Origin of the sequence: Bradyrhizobium sp. HKCCYLRH3099 (assembly GCF_051167855.1) — a bacterium.
Lineage (GTDB): Bacteria > Pseudomonadota > Alphaproteobacteria > Rhizobiales > Xanthobacteraceae > Bradyrhizobium.
Genome location: NZ_JBNPTW010000005.1, coordinates 76,857 through 93,309, shown reverse-complemented (window position 1 = coordinate 93,309; position 16,453 = coordinate 76,857). Strand labels below are relative to the sequence as shown.

The window sequence follows — 16,453 nt, the reverse complement described above, 5'->3', positions numbered from 1 at the left end:
ACCTTCCAATTTGCACGACAAACCACAGCGGCACCGCCTTTGCCTCTGTTGCGGATGCACGCGAGTGACTAATCAGATGCCGATCGTGAGGACTTGTCATGTTGGTCCATGATGAAACGCAATGGCGCGCAAGACCTGACCCTGTCACGCTCTCGAACGGCCGCGATCTCCAGGTCTCGCTGTCGCGCTGGCGCGGCGCGTGCGACGGACCGGTCGAAGTCCGCGCCGATGACGATGACGACTCCCATGTCCTGACGCTGGTGCAGCGGCGTGTGCGGCAGGAATTGCTGATCGGTGGCCGCCGCGTATGGACGGGCGGCGAAGACGCGGACGCGATGCTGATCACCGGTCCACGTCAGGGCGGCTGGCGCGGCATGATCGGCGGGCGGTTCGACAATCTGAGGATCTTTCTCTCACAGGAGTTGCTGCGCGATTGCATCGCCGGCTCGTGCAGGCGTGAGCAGCGCAGCAGCATCTGCCTGTTCGAAACCGCTGAGGTCGACGACGAAGGTCTCCGCCAACTGGCCCTCGCCTTCAAGGCTGCCGACATCTACGACGGCATCGCGGGCCCGTCCTTCGTGGAGGGGATCGCGCTGGCGTTCGGCTCGCGCCTGATCGCGCTTCACGAGGGCGGCATGGCCAAGGTTCACGACAAGACATCGACGGCCGACAACGCGGTTCATCGCGCCATCGACTACATCGAGGCGCATCTCGGAGAGGCGATCTACCTGTCACAGCTCAGCGACGTCACCGGCCTGCCACGCGTCCGTTTGGCGGCAAAGTTCAAGGCCGCGACGGGGCGACCGCCTTATGCCTACATCCTCGACCGACGCATTCGCCGTGCCCAGGACCTGCTTCGCCAGACCCGGCAACCGGTCGTCTCCGTCGCACTCGCGCTTGGCTTCAGCAGCCAGGCTCACTTCAGCGCGGCGTTTCACAAAATCACGGGAACCTCGCCTGCGCTGTGGCGGCGACAGGCGTCTTGACGTCGAACAGGAGGAATCGCGGTGCGAACGACGACCGTGCAAATGTTCAGGCGTCAGATCGATTCCGGAAGACGACATGCACCGGCCTCGCTTACGGACTCGACGATGGGCTTGGCCTCGCTTTCCCCGCCAGCTCACATCTTAGTTGGCGCCGCCGCCCAGGATTGCTTTCGAGACGTCACGACGTCGCATTCGGACGCGCCACGGACTCTGGATTGACCATGACGGTGCAGCTCCTACGACAACATGCAGCGGTGCAACCGGCTCCGCAGGCTCGCCCTCTTCAAGGCGGATGGCCCGCCCGTGGCTGCGGCAAGGGGCACGCGCCGAGACGCGACGAAGCGGAGATCACTCGCCCGAACGTCGTCGCCATCGCCGACGACGACACGGCGTCGAGGTGCCGGCTCGAAGCGGCACTGTTGTCCGTCGGTCTCGAGGCCCGGTGGTTCGCCTCTTCGGCGCGGCTGCTCGCGGCCGGCGTCGCGCGCGACGTCGGTTGCCTCGTCATCGATGCGGGGATGCGTGGTGACGATGGCCGGGAGCTTGTCTCGTCGCTGCGGGCACGCAATATCCGCGCGCCGATCATCGTGACGTCAACGGCCCCCGACGTCGCGACCGCCGTGCGCGCGATGCGCTCCGGCGCGCTCAATTTCGTCGTAAAGTCCTGTAGCCCGCTGGAGATGCTGGTCGCGATCCAGGAAGCAGTCGAGATCGAGACGGTGCGGCAGGCCGAGGAGCGCGCGACGGATGGCCTGCGCGAGCTGGCCAGCCGGCTGACGCCGCGCGAGACCGAGGTCCTGATGGCGCTCGATCGCGGACTGGTCAACAAGCAGATCGCCACCGAGCTCGGCATCTCCCTGATCACGGTCAAGATGCACCGGAGCAATGCCTTCAAGAAGCTCGGCGCGAGATCGGTGACCGACATGGTGCAGAAGGTGCGTGACCTCGAACTGGGACGGTCCTGAGCCATCGCGGCTCCTGGCGGCCACGCAACAGCGCGCGAGATCACTCACGCGGAGTCCGCGGGCCGGTGCTGCCCCGTGCGACGATCTCGAAGCCGAGATCGACCTGTCGCTTGCCCGAGCGTTTGCCGGTCGCGATCACCTGCAGCACCATTTCGGAGGCCACGCGCCCCATGTCGGCGCGGGGCGTCAGCACCGTGGACAGCGGCGGGTTGGACGCCGCTGCGAATTCGAGATCGTTGAATCCGATCAGCGAAATCCGCCCCGGCACATCCAGTCCTGCCTGCTGGCAGGCGAACAACGCGCCGAGCGCGATGTTGTCGTCGCAGCAGAAGATCGCGTCGGGCACCTCCGTGGCGAGCAGGTCCGAGGTCAGCTTGCGCCCGAGCGAAATCGTCGCCTGCGCCGGCCGCGAGGCGACCAGCGAGGCGCAGTCGAGCCCGGCTTCGTCGAGGGCCGCGCGATAGCCTTCGAGCCGCGCCATGGCGCGATCGTCGCGCTGGCCCGAGAGATAGGCGATGCGGCGGTGGCCGAGCTCGAGCAGAAAATGCGTGGCGGCATAGCCGCCCTTGCGCTGCGACAGGCCGACATTGAGATCGATCGGATCGTCGGTGAGCTCGAATGTCTGCACCACCGGAATGCGCGAGCGTTCGAGCACCCGCCGCGCCGCACGCGTCTGGTTGACCCCGACCAGGATCAGCGCCTCGATGTTCTGGCCGAGCAGCGCCTTGATCGCGCCCTCCTCCTCCTCGGCCGAGTAGCGGCTGCTCACGACCACCGGGCGAAAGCCGAGCGGCAGCAGGCTGTTATAGATCGCCTGCAGATAGTCCGCGAAGATGCCGTTGGAGAGCGAGGAGACCACCACGCCGACCGCATGCGTGCGCGCCGAGGCGAGCCGGCTGGCGGCGAAGTTCGGCACATAGGCCAGCCGCTCCACCGCCGCCTCGATGCGGCGCCGCAGCTCCACCGAGACCATGTCGGGCCGCCGCAGCGCCCGCGACACCGTGATAGCGCTGACATTGGCGATCCGCGCGACGTCCTCCAACGTTGTGCGACGCTTCTGAGACATGAGCTTTCATGCGCTGCTTGGCAAAGGCTTCGTCAGGACGCCATTATTTGCACGAGACCGTTCGCTTGGCAAAAGCCGAGCAGCGGTAATTGACAGCGCTGTCATTGCTCAGTAACCCTAGGCGCGTTGAGACGACGAACCTCCGGACACAAGTGAGGCGTCTCGCACATGCGTCAATGATTGACGTGACAACAACAGGGGAGGTCACGAATGTCGTCCAAGTCGATGAGGGCGCGATGCCTTGCCACCTGCGCATCGCTGGTGCTGCTCTCGGCATTTGCCAGCAAGGCGCTGGCGGAGCCCGAAATGGTGAAGGGTCCCGCGGCCGAGCCCGAATGCATGGTGCCGTGGACCGCGGACACCAAGTTTTTCAAGTTTCCCGCCAAGAAAGGCCCCTACCGTATCGCGCTTGCGAACGGCTACATCGCCAACACTTGGCGCATCCAGATGATCCAGACGGCCAAGGCCTATGCGGCGCAGCCGGAGGTCAAGGCCAAGCTGAAGGAGTTCAAGGTCGTCTCGACCGGCGAGGACGTGCCGGCGCAGATCTCGGCGATCAATAATTTCATCGATTCCGGGTATGACGCCATCGTCGTCAACGCGCAGAACCCGACCGCCTTCGGCCCGGTGATCAAGCGCGCCAAGCAGGCCGGCGTGATCCTGGTCGCCTTCGACAATATCCTCGCGACCGAGGACGCGATCAACGTCAATGTCGACCAGAAGGGCCTCGGCGAACTCTGGGCGCGATGGCTGGTGAAGAACGTGCCCGATGGCGGCAAGGTGCTCGAGGTGCGCGGCGTTGCCGGCACGTCCGTCGATACCGACCGGCACAACGGCTTCCACTCCGTCCTCAACGGCTCCGGCAAGAAGTGGCAGGTCACCGAGGTCGTCGGCAAGTGGGACGACGGCGTCGCTCAGAAAGCGACGGCGGATGCGATCGCGACCAACGGTCCGTTCGATGCGATCTCCGGCCAGGGCGGCGACACCGGCATCGTGCAGGCGATGCTCGACGCCAAGCACAAGATGGTGCCGTTCGGCGGCGAGACCGAGAACGGCTTCCGCAAATTCTGCGCCGCCAAGGCGTCGGAAGGCCTGAAGTGCTCCTCGGCCGGCACCGGCCCGGCGCAGGTCGCGGTCGCGATCAAGGTCGCGCTCGCAGCTCTCGAAGGCAAGGTCGTGCCGCAATCGGTCAAGCTGCCGCTCGCCGTCGTCGAGGATCCGAACTTCAAGAAGGACGTCGACTACTTCCCGTCGCAATCCGACAATTTCTTCGTCGGCAACTCCTTCCCGACCTGCGGCATCAACTTCACGGCGCAGGAGATCATGGGCCAGTCGAAGGAAAACCAGTAGGCGGCCCGCACGCCCCCGGTCTGCCGCGCGATCTCCGAGGGATGGCGCGGCAGATCCGATATGACTGTCGCGCAAGCGAGGAAGCAAGCATGATCGCGGCCGAGCCGCTGTTTCGCGCCGAAGGTTTGTCCAAGCGCTATGGCGGCGTGGTCGCACTGGACCGGGCGGATCTCGAGGTCCATCCCGGCCGCATCCACGCCATTCTCGGCGAGAACGGCGCCGGCAAATCGACGCTCATCAAGCTGATGGTCGGCGTGGTCGCGCCCGACGAAGGCCGCATGACGCTCGAAGGGCGCGAGGTCGCCTTCGCGCGTCCGGCCGCGGCCACCGATGCCGGAGTCGTCTGCATCTTCCAGGAGCTGTCGCTGATCCCCGATCTGTCGGTCGCCGACAACATCATGATCTCGCATCCGCCGACGCGGTTCGGCATGATCGACCGACGTGCGCAACGGCGGATCGCCGAGGAGGCGCTGCAGCGCGCCGGCGCTGGCGACATCCATCCGCGGGCGCTGGTGAAGGACCTTCCGCTGTCCCGCCGGCAGATGGTCGAGATCGCCAAGGCGCTGTCGCGCCGGCCGAAGATCCTGATCCTCGACGAGGCCACGTCGGCGCTGACGGCGTCCGACGTCACCAAGGTGTTCGAGGTGCTGAAGCGCCTGCGCAGCGAAGGTCTCGCTTTGCTCTACATCTCCCATCGCATGCACGAGATCGCCGAGCTCGCCGACGACTGCAGCGTGTTCCGCAACGGCCGTCGCATCTCGACCTTCGCCGCTGGCACCAAGACCGATGCCGAGGTGATCGAGCTGATGATCGGGCGCGAGTACAAGCATGCCTTCCCCGACAAGCCAGCACCCAAGGCGAACGATCGTCCCGCGGCCCTGCAGTGCCGGAACCTCGGCTGGGGGGATCGCCTCAAGAACATCTCCTTCTCACTGAGCGCTGGCGAGATCATCGGCCTCGGCGGGCTCGACGGCCAGGGCCAGCGCGAACTGCTGCTGGCGCTGTTCGGCGTGCTCAGCGACACCAGCGGCGATATCCTGATCGACGGCGCCAAGGTGACGATCGACAGTCCCGTGACGGCGAAATCCGAGCGGATCGGACTTGCGCTGATTCCCGAGGACCGCAAGACCGAGGGGCTGATGCTGCCGATGTCGGTGCGCGACAACCTTTCGGCCGCCGCCTTCGACCGTTTCGCGCGGTTCGGCGTCATCGACCGCCAGCAGCAATCGGCGCTGATCGACGAGATGATCCGCCTGATCGAGATCAAGACCGCCTCCCCCGATCTCCCCGTCAGCGCGCTGTCCGGCGGCAATCAGCAGAAGGTCGTGATCGCGAAATGGCTGATGAACAAGCCGCGCATCATCCTGCTCAACGATCCCACGCGCGGCATCGACGTCGGCACCAAGCAGGAGATCTATCGTCTGCTGCGCCGGCTCGCCGACGACGGCGCAGCCATCCTGCTATACTCCACCGATTACGACGAGCTGATCGGCTGCTGCGACCGCGTGCTGGTGATGTATGATGGCGCCATCCGGCGCGAGCTCGCGGGCGCCGAGATCACCGAGCGCGCGCTGGTCAGCAGCGCCCTCAACATCGACGACAGCGAACGGGCGGAAGCGAGTCTGACATGACCGAGTGGCGATACTGGCTCGCCGAGCAGCGCGGCACCTTGCTCGCGATCGGCATCTTCATCGCAATGTTCCTGATCTATGCCACCAACCATCCGGCCGGCTTCAGCGCCAACATGGTGCAGACCGCGTCCAACAAGGCCACCCTGCTCGCCTTCGTCGCGATGGCGCAGGCCATCGTGGTGATCACCGCCGGCATCGATCTCTCCGTCGGCATGATCCTGACGCTCACCAATTGCCTGGCGTCCTGGATCGTCGTCGGCACCGCCACCGAGACCGCGCTCGGCGTCGCCGGCGTGCTCGGCACCGGGCTCCTGTGCGGCATGCTCAACGGCGCGATCGTGATCTTCGGCCGGCTGCAGCCGATCGTGACGACCATCGCCACCGGCGCCATGTATTATGGCCTTGCCCTGATGCTGCGGCCCAATCCTGGCGGCTCAGTCAACGAGACCTTGGCCGATGCGATGACGGGGCGGCTGTTCGGCGTGCTGCCGACCAGTCTCGTGGCGCTGGCCGTCACGGCGCTGGTGATCTGGGTGCCCTATAGCCGCTCGGTCGTCGGCCGCGCCGCATTCGCGACCGGCTCCTCGGAGGTCGCAGCCTACATGTCCGGCGCGCCGATCCGCGCCGCGAAGTTCACAGCCTACGCGCTGGCCGGATTGTTGTCGGCCGTCGGCGGCCTGTTTCTGACCTTCTTCTCCTACACCGGCGAGGCGGCCTATGCGAGCGGCAACGCCTATACGCTGTTCTCGATCGCGGCCGTGGTGCTCGGCGGCGTCTCGCTGATGGGCGGACGCGGCAGCGCGATCGGCGCGATCTTCGGCGCACTGGCGTTCCGCACCATTGGCGATCTCCTGTTCGTGTTCGATTTCGATCCGCTGTGGCAGCCGCTGTTCCAGGGCGTCGTGCTGATGCTCGCGGTCTCGATCGGCGCGTTCGGCCTGGTACGCGTGCGCAATCGCCTGGAGTGGTTCGCATGAGTGACGCCGCGGCATCTCCATCGGCTCATCGCGGGGCTGCCCTGCTGCGCCGGATCGATCCAGCGGTGGCGGCCTCGTTCGGCTGCATCCTGCTGTTGCTCCTGGTCGGAAGTCTCTACTCGCGCAGCTTCCTGTCGCCGGACTATCTGCTGCAGCAGTTGAAGGTCGCGAGCTTCCTCGGCGTCATCGCGACCGGCATGATGCTGGTGATCTTGCTCGGCCAGATCGACCTCTCCGTGCCCTGGGTGGTGACATCGGGCGCGATGATGGCCTGCGCGGCCGCCGCGCATGGCACTACCGGCGGCGTGCTGGCGATCCCGTTCGGCATCCTCTGCGGCGCCGCCATCGGCCTGCTGAACGGCATCGGCGTCGCCTATCTACGCATCCCGTCGATGATCATCACGCTTGCCACCAACGCGGTCGCGCAGGGCCTGATGGTCGCCTATACCGGCGGCTTCGCGCCGCAGGATTCCGCTTCCAAGGCGATGCGCTATCTCGCAACCGGCACCATCGTGCCGGGGCTTCCCAATGCGGTGTTGGTCTGGATCGTGATCGGCGCCGCCGCGGTCTGGCTGCTGTCGCGCACGACCTTCGGCCGCGCCATCTACGCGATCGGCAATCGCGAGCGCGCCGCCTATCTCTCGGGGATCGACACCCGCCGCATCACGATGCTCGCCTTCGCGCTGTCAGGCGCGCTCTCGGCCTTCGGCGGCGTGCTGCTGGCGGGCTATGCCTCGAAGGCGGCGCAATCGATGGGCGATGCCTATCTGCTGCCGTCGATCGCCGCGGTCGTGCTCGGCGGCACCCACATTCTCGGCGGCCGCGGCAGCTATCTCGGGACCGTCGCCGGCGTGGTGCTGATCACCCTGCTCCAGTCCATTCTCTCGGTGATGCAGATCAGCGAAGCCGGACGGCAGTTGATCTATGGCGCGGTGATCATCCTGATGCTGCTGATCTACGGCCGCCAGAAGGCGTGACCACTTGGCGACATCCGGGCTGCGGTTTCACAGCGAAGCCGTGATGCCGCCGTCGACATAGAGCACGTGGCCGTTGACGAAGGACGACGCGGCCGAGGCGAGAAAGATGCACGCCCCGACCAGCTCCTCGACCCTGCCCCAGCGCCCCGCCGGCGTGCGCTTCTCCAGCCACGCCGAAAACGAAGGGTCGGCCACCAGCGCAGCGTTCAGCGGCGTGTCGAAATAGCCCGGCGCGATGGCATTGACCTGCAGGCCGTGCTTCGCCCAGTCCGTGGCCATGCCCTTGGTGAGATTTCCAACCGCGCCCTTGGTCGCCGTGTACGGCGCGATCGAGGGGCGCGCAAGCGAGGTCTGCACCGAGGCGATGTTGATGATCTTGCCGGCGCGGCGTCCGATCATGTGACGCCCGCAGGCCTGACCGACATTGAACACGGAGGCGATGTTGGTCTGCAGCAGCCGTTGAAACGCGTCGTCCGGAAAATCCTCCAGCGGCGCGCGGTGCTGCATGCCGGCATTGTTGACGAGGATGTCGATGGGCCCGATGTCGGCCTCGAACCGGTCGACCGCGGCGCGGACCGCTGCGTGGTCCGTGACGTCGAAGGCCAGCACGCGCGCGCCCTTGATTTCGCTTGCCGCGGTGGCGAGCTTCGCCTCATCGCGGCCGTTGAGCACGATTTCGGCGCCAGCCTCGGCCAGCCCACGCGCCAGAGCCAGACCGATGCCTTGCGACGACCCGGTCACCAGGGCGCGGCGTCCCGTCAGATCGAACAAGCCGACCGCCACTGTTCCTCTCCCTCAATTCACGTCATTTGCGACCGGTTATGTGGTCGAGGGCGACCCGTGTCAACGCCATGGCGCCCTGATACTTGCACGAAACTTGCATCGAGGCCCGCAGTACGGATCACGAATGAACCTCATCAGCCTCGACATCCGCATGCTCCGGTCGTTGATCTCGGTGGTCGAGACCGGCAGCATCACCGAAACCGCCCGGCGGCTGGGACGCACCCAGCCGGCGATCACCCTGCAGCTGCAGCGGCTGGAGGAGCTCACCGGCAAGCAGCTGTTCCTGCATGGCGGCCGACGGCTGGCGCTCACCGAGGACGGCGGGATCGTGCTGACCTATGCGCGCTCGATCCTGCGGCTGCATGACGAGCTGATCTCGCAGCTCGCGTCGCAGGAGATCGAGGGCCAGGTCGTGCTCGGCACGCCCGATCTCTATGCGGCGTTCATGCTGCCCTCGATCCTCAGCGTGTTCCGAAAATCGTTCCCGCGTATCCAAGTCGAGCTCAACTGCGCGCTGTCGACGCCGCTAGTCGGGCTGGTCAAGCGTAGCGAGGTCGACATCGCGCTGGTCACCCGCATGAACGATTTCACCGGCGGCCAGGTCGTGCGCCGCGAGCAGCTGGTGTGGATGACCGGCGAGCAGTCGGCGGCGCATCAGGAGCATCCCATTCCGCTGGCGCTCTTGCCCCAGGGCAACATCTATCGCGACCATGCGATCGCGGCGCTGGAGGCCGCGAACCTGCGCTGGCGCATCGCCTGCCAAAGCGAAAGCGTCGGCGGCCTGCAGGCGGCGGCCTTCGCAGGCATGGCGGTCACCGTGCTCGGCCGCAGCGCGCTGGTGGCGGGCATGCGCGAGCTTGGCTCCGCCGACGGCCTGCCGCCGCTGCCCCAGGTCGAGCTGCTGCTGTACAAATCCAGCGGCGCGACGTCAAAGGCGGCGACCGCGCTGCACGACTATCTCGCGCACTATTTGCGGCTTGGCGACCAGCACGGCGAGACCGGCGTGTCGATCGAGATGGCGTGAACCTACGCAACCCGCACTGCTGGTTGGATCCCCTCCTCTCGCCACACGTCATTGCGAGCGCAGCGAAGCAATCCAGAGTCCCGCCCACCATCCTGGATTGCTTCGCTGCGCTCGCAATGACGGAGCAAGCCGAAACAGCCGGGATTTCACCCAGGACTGAACGCTCCCTTGCCACGGCGCGCTGCCGTAGCGAGGGTGGGCAAAGCAGCCGCCGGAGGCGACAGCGTGCCCACCATCGCGCGGCGAACTCATCAGCAAGATGGTGGGCACGGCGCCACCGCGATCTCACTTGTGGAGATCGCACGGCCGCGCCTTTGCCCATCCTACGGCTACTTCGCTTCCGGCCAAATCCCCGCCCAGGGCTGCGCCTCCTCGAACGCGGCGGCGATCTTGAAGATGGTGGGCTCGTCGAGCCAGGGCGCGACGATCTGCAGGCCGATCGGCAGCCCCTGGCTGTCGAAGCCGCAGGGCACGGTCGCCGCCGGCAGGCCGGCGAGATTCATCGGCCAGGAGAACGGCGACCAGCCGAGATGCGGATCGACCGGGCGGCCGTCGACCATGGCGACGCCGAGCTGGCCGGCGCCGAAGGCGGTGACCGCGACCGTCGGCGTCACCAGCGCGTCGAAGCGCTCGAACAAATTGGCGAAGGCGGCGCGGGCCTGGGTCCGGCGGTAGCTCGCCTCGATGTAGTCGACGCCGCTGTAGCGCCGGCCGGCCGCGATCACGTCGCGGTAGTCGGTCTCGGAGCTCGACAGCTCATCGCCGGTCTTGTGCGCGACGGCGGCGGCCTGCTCGACAAAGGCGATCGGCTTCAACGTGCGTTCCAGGATCTCGCGATCAAGCGCGATCTGATCGGCGGCGATCCGCGCCCCGCAGCTTTCCAGCACCGCGAGCGCCTTCGAGAAGGAGGCACGGACATCGGGGCTGACCGCGGCATAGCCGAAATCGGCACTGGCGGCGATGCGCAGGCCCGTCAGCGGCCGCGGGGTCGCATCGAAACGCCGCTGCGCCACCGCGAGGCTCGCCACATCGCGCAGGTCGTGCATCGCGATCGTCTCCAGCGCCAGCGCGGCATCCGCCACGGTGCGCGTGATCGGGCCGGTATGCGCCAGCGAGGCCCAGGACGGCGGCGCGAAGCCCGGCGAACGCGGCACCAGGCCGAAGGTCGGCTTCAGCCCGAACACGCCGCAGAACGACGACGGCACCCGGATCGAGCCGACGCCGTCGGTGCCGATCGCGATCGGGCCGCAGCCGGCTGCGACCGCGGCCGACGCGCCGCCGCTCGACCCACCACTGGTATGCGCCGGATTCCACGGATTGCGCGTCAATCCCGTGACCGGGCTGTCCGCGGTTAGCTTGTAGCCGGACTCGCAGGTGGTGGTCTTGCAGGTGATGATCGCGCCGGCGCTCTTCAGCGCCGCGACCACCGCCCCGTCCGCCTCCGGCACGAAGCCCTTGTTCATCGGCGAGCCGGCATAGGCCGGCACGCCGGCAACGAACACCAGGTCCTTGATGGTCACGGGCACGCCGGCCAGCGGACCGCAGGGCTCGCCAGCTTGCATCGCGGCGGTGATGCGCTTGGCGTCCGCCCTTGCCTGCTCGTACATCGCGGTCACCACGACGTTGCAGCGGGCGTTCGTGGCGTCCAGCGCCACGATGACGTCCTCGACCACATCGACCGGCGTGAAGCGCTTGCGCCGGTATCCCGCCAGCAGTTCGACGGCGGACAGGCGAGCGAGATCGGACGGCGCACCGGCGGCGGCCGCATGGGCAGACAAGGCTGTCATGATTAAGTCCTGAAGGCTGGATCCGATGCGATGGCACGCCATCGCATCGGTTCGAAAAACCGCTGGTCTCCTCGCCGCTCGCGCTAGCCCGAGGCGGCCGCGACGGCGCGCTTGGCCATCACCGTGACGAGATGCGCCCTGTAGTCGGCCTCGGCATGGATATCGGAGGCCAAGCCGGCGGCGTCGATCTTGATCGAGGCGATGCTGGTCGGCTCGAAGCTCTCGCTCAGCGCCTGCTCCATCGCCGCGACGCGGAACACGCCGGGCCCCGCGCCGGTCACCGCGACGCGCACGCCGCTGGCGAATTTCGCGACGAACACGCCGACCAGCGCATAGCGCGACGCCGGCGCCTTGAACTTGGCGTAGCCCGCCGCTTGCGGCACCGGAAAGCGGATGGCGGTGATGATCTCGCCCGGCTGCAAGGCTGTCTCGAACAGGCCGAGGAAGAACTGATCCGCCGCGATCTCGCGCGCGCTGGTGATGATGGTGGCACCTAAGCCGAGTACGGCGGCCGGATAGTCCGCCGAAGGATCGTTGTTGGCGACCGAGCCGCCGAGCGTACCGCGGTTGCGGACGGCGGGATCGCCGATCTCGGAGGCGAGATGCGCCAGCGCGGGGATGCGCACCTGCACGATCGGCGAGGACGCGACGACCGCATGCGGCGTCATCGCCCCGATCGTCACGGTCTGGCCGTCGTCGCTGATGCCCTTCAGCGCGGGCATCTTGGCGAGATCGACCACCGCCGCGGGCGCCGCGAGGCGCTGCTTGATGGTCGGGATCAGGGTCATGCCGCCGCCGAGCACCTTGCTGTCCTCGACCGAGGTCAGGAGCTTCACGGCGTCCGAGATCTCGCTCGGCTGATGATAGGCAAATGCTCTCATGTGTCCCTCCTACTCCGCCGCCACCGGCAGCGAGGCGTTCTGCAGCAGCCGCCAGATCCGGTTCGGCGTCGCCGGCATGTCGACATGGGTGACGCCGAGATGCGACAGCGCATCGACCACCGCGTTGATCACCGCCGCGGGCGAGCCGATGGTGCCGACCTCGCCGCAGCCCTTCACGCCCATCGGCGTATGCGTGCACAGGGTGGAATGCGTCGCGACCTTCATCATCGGCAGATGGTCGGCGCGCGGCACGCAATAGTCCATCAGCGAGCCCGAGACGAGCTGTCCGGAGCTCTCATCATAGACCGCGTTCTCGTACAGCGCCTGGCCGATGCCCTGCACGATGCCGCCATGCAGCTGGCCCTCGACGATCATCGGATTGATGACCGTGCCGACATCGTCCACGCCGGTGTAGTTGACCAAAGTGACGATTCCGGTTTCCGGATCGATCTCGACCTCGGCGATGTGGCAGCCGCCGGGATAGGTGAAGTTGACCGGATCGTAATAGGCCTGCTCTTCGAGACCCGGCTCGAGGATCTCCAGCGGATAATTGTGCGGCACATAGGCCGCGCCAGCGATCTCCTCGATCGTCTTGACGCGATCGGTGCCCGCGACCGAGAACTTGCCGGCCTCGTAATGGATGTCCTGCTCGCTCGCTTCGAGCAGATGCGCGGCGATCTTCTTGCCCTTGACGATCACCTTGTCGGCCGCCTTCGACAACGCGGCGCCGCCGACCACCAGGGAGCGCGAGCCATAGGTGCCCATGCCGAACTGGACGCGGTCGGTGTCGCCGAACACGATGTCGACATTCTCGAAGGGCACGCCGAGCTTGTCGGACACAATCTGCGCAAAGGTCGTCTCGTGGCCCTGGCCGTGGTTATGCGTGCCGATCAGCACGGTCACCTGCCCCGCGGGATGCACGCGCACCGTGGCGCTCTCATAGAGACCGCCGCGCGCGCCGAGCCGGCCGGCGAAGCGTGATGGCGCGAGGCCGCAGGCCTCGACATAGGTGGAGAAGCCGAGCCCGCGGAACTTGCCGTTGCGCGCCGACTCCGCCTTGCGCACGCCGAAATTCTTGACGTCGGCAGCGACCAGCGCGCCGTCGAGACAGCCCATCGGATCGCCCGAATCGTACTGCACCAGCACCGGCGTCTGATACGGATAGGCCTCCTTCGGGATCATGTTGCGCCGGCGCAGCTCGACGCGGTCGATGCCCATCTCGGCCGCGGCGACATCGACGATGCGCTCGACGACGAAGGTCGCCTCCGGACGGCCGGCGCCGCGATAGGCGTCGACGGGGACCGTGTTGGTGAACACGACCTTGACGTTGCAGTAGATCGCGGGCGTCGTGTAGACGCCGCCGAGCAGCGGCCCGTAGAGGTTGGTCGGGATGTTCGGACCGAAGGTCGAGAGATAGCCGCCCATGTTGGCGAGCGTCTTGACTCGCAGCGCCAGGAATTTGCCGTTCTCGTCGAGCGCGAGCTCCGCCTCAGTGACGTGGTCGCGGCCGTGCCGGTCGGACAGATAGCCCTCGGAGCGGTCGGCCACCCATTTCACCGGGCGCAGCGCGCGCTTGGCCGCCCAGGTGATGACGGCCTCCTCGCCATAGTGGAACTGCTTGACGCCGAAGCCGCCGCCGACGTCCGGCGCGACCACGCGCACCTTGTGTTCCGGCAGCTTCAGCACCAGCGCGCTCATCAGGAAGCGCACGACATGGGGAAACTGACTGGTGGTCCACAGCGTGTGATGGCCCTTGCCGGGATCATATTCGGCGATCGCGGCGCGCGGCTCCATCGGATTGCCGATCAGCCGGTTGTTGACCAGGCTCAGCTTGGCGACATGCGCCGCCTTGCGGAACGCCTGCTCCACCGCCGCCTTGTCGCCGAGCTCCCAGTCGCAACAGACATTGTTGGGCACGTCGTCGAACAGTTGCGGCGCATCCGGCCTGACGGCATCGAGCACGCCGACCACCGAGGGCAACACCTCGTAGTCGACGCTGAGCAGCTCCGCCGCCGACTTCGCCTGCTCCAGCGTCTCGGCGATGACGAACGCCACCATGTCGCCGACGAAGCGCACCTTGCCCTGCGCGAGCATGGGGAATGGCGGCTCCTTCATTGGCACGCCCTTGGCGTCCGAGATGCCCCAGCCGCAGGGCAGCGAGCCGAGCCCGTCCGCGGCAACATCCTCGCCGGTCAGCACCGCGACCACGCCGGGCGCGGCCAGCGCCGCCGCCTTGTCGATGCCGCGCAGCACGGCATGCGCATGCGGCGAGCGCACGAACACGCCAAACGTCATGCCCGGCCGCTTGATGTCGGACACGTAGTTGCCGCGTCCGGTGAGGAAGCGCTGGTCTTCCTTGCGCTTCGGCGCCGCGCCGATTCCGATCACCTGCCCCATGGTCACTCTCCCGCTGACGTGGCGTGCATGGCGGCTGCACCAGCCATGACCGCGATGACGATGTTCTGATAGCCGGTGCACCGGCAGATGTTGCCTTCAAGCCCGTGGCGCACCTCGGCCTCGGTGGGCGTCGGATTGGCGGCGGCAAGCGCGGTCGCGGTCATCACCATGCCCGGCGTACAGAAGCCGCATTGCAGGCCATGATGCTCGCGGAACGCCTCCTGCATCGGATGCAGCCCGTTCGAGCCCGCGGTAGCGCCGAGCCCCTCGATGGTCAGCAAGGTCGCGCCGCCAAGCGCCGGCGCGAGCAAGGTGCAGCTCTTCACCGGAACGCCGTCGAGATGCACGACGCAGGCGCCGCATTGGCTGGTGTCGCAGCCGACATGTGTGCCGGTCAGGTTCAGCTGCTCGCGCAAGAGATCGCTGACCAGCGTTGCCGGGTCCACGTCGACCGTGGTCGCACGGCCATTGAGGGTGAAGGAGATCTGCACGGTCTACTCTCCGTTGTCGAAATGAAATCAGGCGAGCGGGCGGGCGCGGTCGGCCACCCAGGTGGCCAGGACGACGTCGCCGACATTGAAGGGATCTGCGAAGTAGGTCTTCTCGGGCACATAGGCGACGAACTCGTCGTCGGGCACGGTGTCGAGCATAACCTTGACGAAATAGCCCTGGTACTCGATCGCCGTGACGCGGCTCGGCAGCGCTGTGCCGCAGCCCGGCGGCAGCGTCGCACCGGGGCGGACCAGCGCCACGTCGTCGCGCCGTACGGCGATGTCGATGGTGTCGCCGACGCCGATGCTCGTGCGCTGCGGCGGCAGCGGCAGCTCAATGGCCTGCTGCGTGTTCTGCTTCAGCACCAGGCTCTCGCCGTTGACCTTCTCGACCCGGCCGGACAGCACGTTCTGGCCGCCCATGAACTCGGCCACATAGCGGTCGCGCGGATTGGCGTAGACCTCGCGCGCCGGCCCGGCCTGCTTGATCTTGCCCTGCTCCATCACCACCACGAGATCGGCGAGCGCGATCGCCTCGAGCTGGGTGTGGGTGACGTGGATGAAGGTGATGCCGAGCTCGCGCTGCATCCGCCGCAACTCCTGGCGCATCTGCACGCGCAACTGCTCGTCCAGCGCCGACAGGGGCTCGTCGAGCAGCAGCACCCGCGGCTCGGTGATCGCGGCGCGCGCCAGCGCCACGCGCTGCTGCTGTCCGCCGGAGAGTTGCGCCGGCAGCCGGTCGGCGAACTGCGTCAGCCGCACCTTCTCGATCATCGCATCCGCCGCGCGCAGCCGCTCGGCCTTGGACTGGCCGCGCACCTGCAGCGCAAAGGCAATGTTCTCGCGCACGGTCAGATGCGGAAACAGCGCGTAGGACTGGAACATCATCGCCGTGCGCCGCTGCACCGGCGGCAGGCCGACCACATTGTGGCCGCCGATCACGATCTCGCCCGCGGTCGGGTCCTCATGGCCTGCGATCATGCGCAGGATGGTCGTCTTGCCGCAGCCGGACGGGCCGATGAAGCAGCAATAGGCGCCGTCGGCAATCCGCAGATTGACGCCGTCGACGGCATTGACGACGCCGTCATAGCTCTTGCAGACACCCGCAAGCTCGATATCGCCTCGTTCGATCCGCATC

At 67.0% G+C, this 16,453-nt stretch carries 14 protein-coding genes; 7 read left to right on the top strand and 7 right to left on the bottom strand.

Going from position 1 to position 16,453, the window contains the following annotated elements:
- Positions 1-284 precede the first annotated feature (284 nt).
- Complete coding sequence (locus ACQR1Y_RS13050) at positions 285-986, top strand: helix-turn-helix domain-containing protein (RefSeq protein ID WP_434894307.1); 702 nt, start codon at positions 285-287, stop codon at positions 984-986.
- 221 nt (positions 987-1,207) lie between these two features.
- Positions 1,208-1,951 (top strand): response regulator transcription factor, encoded by a 744-nt coding sequence (locus tag ACQR1Y_RS13045; RefSeq protein WP_434876720.1) that lies wholly within the window; start codon positions 1,208-1,210, stop codon positions 1,949-1,951.
- A 40-nt stretch (positions 1,952-1,991) separates the two neighbouring features.
- Here ACQR1Y_RS13045 and ACQR1Y_RS13040 read toward each other — a convergent pair whose 3' ends face one another.
- Positions 1,992-3,017, bottom strand: a complete 1,026-nt coding sequence (locus ACQR1Y_RS13040; RefSeq protein WP_434857717.1) for a LacI family DNA-binding transcriptional regulator — start codon at positions 3,015-3,017, stop codon at positions 1,992-1,994.
- Positions 3,018-3,227: 210 nt separating this feature from the next.
- On the opposite strand from ACQR1Y_RS13040, the gene ACQR1Y_RS13035 reads away from it, so the two are divergent.
- The 4 genes from ACQR1Y_RS13035 to ACQR1Y_RS13020 all read left to right on the top strand — a co-directional run bounded on the left by ACQR1Y_RS13035 (position 3,228) and on the right by ACQR1Y_RS13020 (position 7,952).
- The gene (locus ACQR1Y_RS13035; protein ID WP_434857718.1) at positions 3,228-4,367 is read left to right on the top strand and encodes a sugar ABC transporter substrate-binding protein; all 1,140 of its coding nucleotides are present in this window, start codon (positions 3,228-3,230) and stop codon (positions 4,365-4,367) included.
- Between the two features lie 89 nt (positions 4,368-4,456).
- On the top strand, positions 4,457-5,998 hold the full coding sequence (locus ACQR1Y_RS13030; protein ID WP_434876719.1) for a sugar ABC transporter ATP-binding protein: 1,542 nt from the start codon (positions 4,457-4,459) through the stop codon (positions 5,996-5,998).
- Positions 5,995-6,975, top strand: a complete 981-nt coding sequence (locus ACQR1Y_RS13025) for an ABC transporter permease (protein WP_434876718.1) — start codon at positions 5,995-5,997, stop codon at positions 6,973-6,975. The genes ACQR1Y_RS13030 and ACQR1Y_RS13025 overlap by 4 nt, the downstream gene beginning before the upstream one ends.
- A complete protein-coding gene (locus tag ACQR1Y_RS13020; RefSeq protein WP_434857721.1) occupies positions 6,972-7,952 on the top strand; it encodes an ABC transporter permease in 981 nt (326 codons plus the stop codon). The genes ACQR1Y_RS13025 and ACQR1Y_RS13020 overlap by 4 nt, the downstream gene beginning before the upstream one ends.
- Before the next feature lie 27 nt (positions 7,953-7,979).
- Here ACQR1Y_RS13020 and ACQR1Y_RS13015 read toward each other — a convergent pair whose 3' ends face one another.
- Positions 7,980-8,735 carry an SDR family oxidoreductase gene (locus tag ACQR1Y_RS13015; RefSeq protein ID WP_434876717.1) on the bottom strand — a complete coding sequence of 252 codons (756 nt, stop codon included), beginning with the start codon at positions 8,733-8,735 and terminating at the stop codon, positions 7,980-7,982.
- Between the two features lie 124 nt (positions 8,736-8,859).
- Here ACQR1Y_RS13015 and ACQR1Y_RS13010 point away from each other — a divergent pair, with 124 nt between their 5' ends.
- Complete coding sequence (locus tag ACQR1Y_RS13010) at positions 8,860-9,759, top strand: LysR substrate-binding domain-containing protein (protein ID WP_434876716.1); 900 nt, start codon at positions 8,860-8,862, stop codon at positions 9,757-9,759.
- 329 nt (positions 9,760-10,088) lie between these two features.
- Here ACQR1Y_RS13010 and ACQR1Y_RS13005 read toward each other — a convergent pair whose 3' ends face one another.
- From ACQR1Y_RS13005 to ACQR1Y_RS12985, 5 genes are all read right to left on the bottom strand, one after another.
- Positions 10,089-11,546: an amidase gene (locus ACQR1Y_RS13005; RefSeq protein WP_434876715.1), complete on the bottom strand. Its 1,458-nt coding sequence runs from the start codon at positions 11,544-11,546 to the stop codon at positions 10,089-10,091.
- A gap of 83 nt (positions 11,547-11,629) precedes the next feature.
- The gene (locus tag ACQR1Y_RS13000; RefSeq protein WP_434876714.1) at positions 11,630-12,427 is read right to left on the bottom strand and encodes an FAD binding domain-containing protein; all 798 of its coding nucleotides are present in this window, start codon (positions 12,425-12,427) and stop codon (positions 11,630-11,632) included.
- Positions 12,428-12,436: 9 nt separating this feature from the next.
- Entirely contained in the window at positions 12,437-14,824 is a 2,388-nt protein-coding gene (locus tag ACQR1Y_RS12995; RefSeq protein ID WP_434876713.1) for a xanthine dehydrogenase family protein molybdopterin-binding subunit, read from the bottom strand.
- 2 nt (positions 14,825-14,826) lie between these two features.
- Positions 14,827-15,315: a (2Fe-2S)-binding protein gene (locus ACQR1Y_RS12990; protein WP_434876712.1), complete on the bottom strand. Its 489-nt coding sequence runs from the start codon at positions 15,313-15,315 to the stop codon at positions 14,827-14,829.
- Between the two features lie 27 nt (positions 15,316-15,342).
- Positions 15,343-16,452, bottom strand: a complete 1,110-nt coding sequence (locus ACQR1Y_RS12985) for an ABC transporter ATP-binding protein (protein WP_434876711.1) — start codon at positions 16,450-16,452, stop codon at positions 15,343-15,345.
- Position 16,453 lies beyond the last annotated feature (1 nt).

Coding starts and splice junctions, on each gene's coding strand:
- ACQR1Y_RS13000 (WP_434876714.1), bottom strand. CDS start 12,427: ATGAGAGCATTTGCCTATCATCAGCCGAGCGAGATCTCGGACGCCGTG.
- ACQR1Y_RS13020 (WP_434857721.1), top strand. CDS start 6,972: ATGAGTGACGCCGCGGCATCTCCATCGGCTCATCGCGGGGCTGCCCTG.
- ACQR1Y_RS13045 (WP_434876720.1), top strand. CDS start 1,208: ATGACGGTGCAGCTCCTACGACAACATGCAGCGGTGCAACCGGCTCCG.
- ACQR1Y_RS13005 (WP_434876715.1), bottom strand. CDS start 11,546: ATGACAGCCTTGTCTGCCCATGCGGCCGCCGCCGGTGCGCCGTCCGAT.
- ACQR1Y_RS12985 (WP_434876711.1), bottom strand. CDS start 16,452: ATGCGGATCGAACGAGGCGATATCGAGCTTGCGGGTGTCTGCAAGAGC.
- ACQR1Y_RS12995 (WP_434876713.1), bottom strand. CDS start 14,824: ATGGGGCAGGTGATCGGAATCGGCGCGGCGCCGAAGCGCAAGGAAGAC.
- ACQR1Y_RS13030 (WP_434876719.1), top strand. CDS start 4,457: ATGATCGCGGCCGAGCCGCTGTTTCGCGCCGAAGGTTTGTCCAAGCGC.
- ACQR1Y_RS13010 (WP_434876716.1), top strand. CDS start 8,860: ATGAACCTCATCAGCCTCGACATCCGCATGCTCCGGTCGTTGATCTCG.
- ACQR1Y_RS13025 (WP_434876718.1), top strand. CDS start 5,995: ATGACCGAGTGGCGATACTGGCTCGCCGAGCAGCGCGGCACCTTGCTC.
- ACQR1Y_RS13035 (WP_434857718.1), top strand. CDS start 3,228: ATGTCGTCCAAGTCGATGAGGGCGCGATGCCTTGCCACCTGCGCATCG.
- ACQR1Y_RS13040 (WP_434857717.1), bottom strand. CDS start 3,017: ATGTCTCAGAAGCGTCGCACAACGTTGGAGGACGTCGCGCGGATCGCC.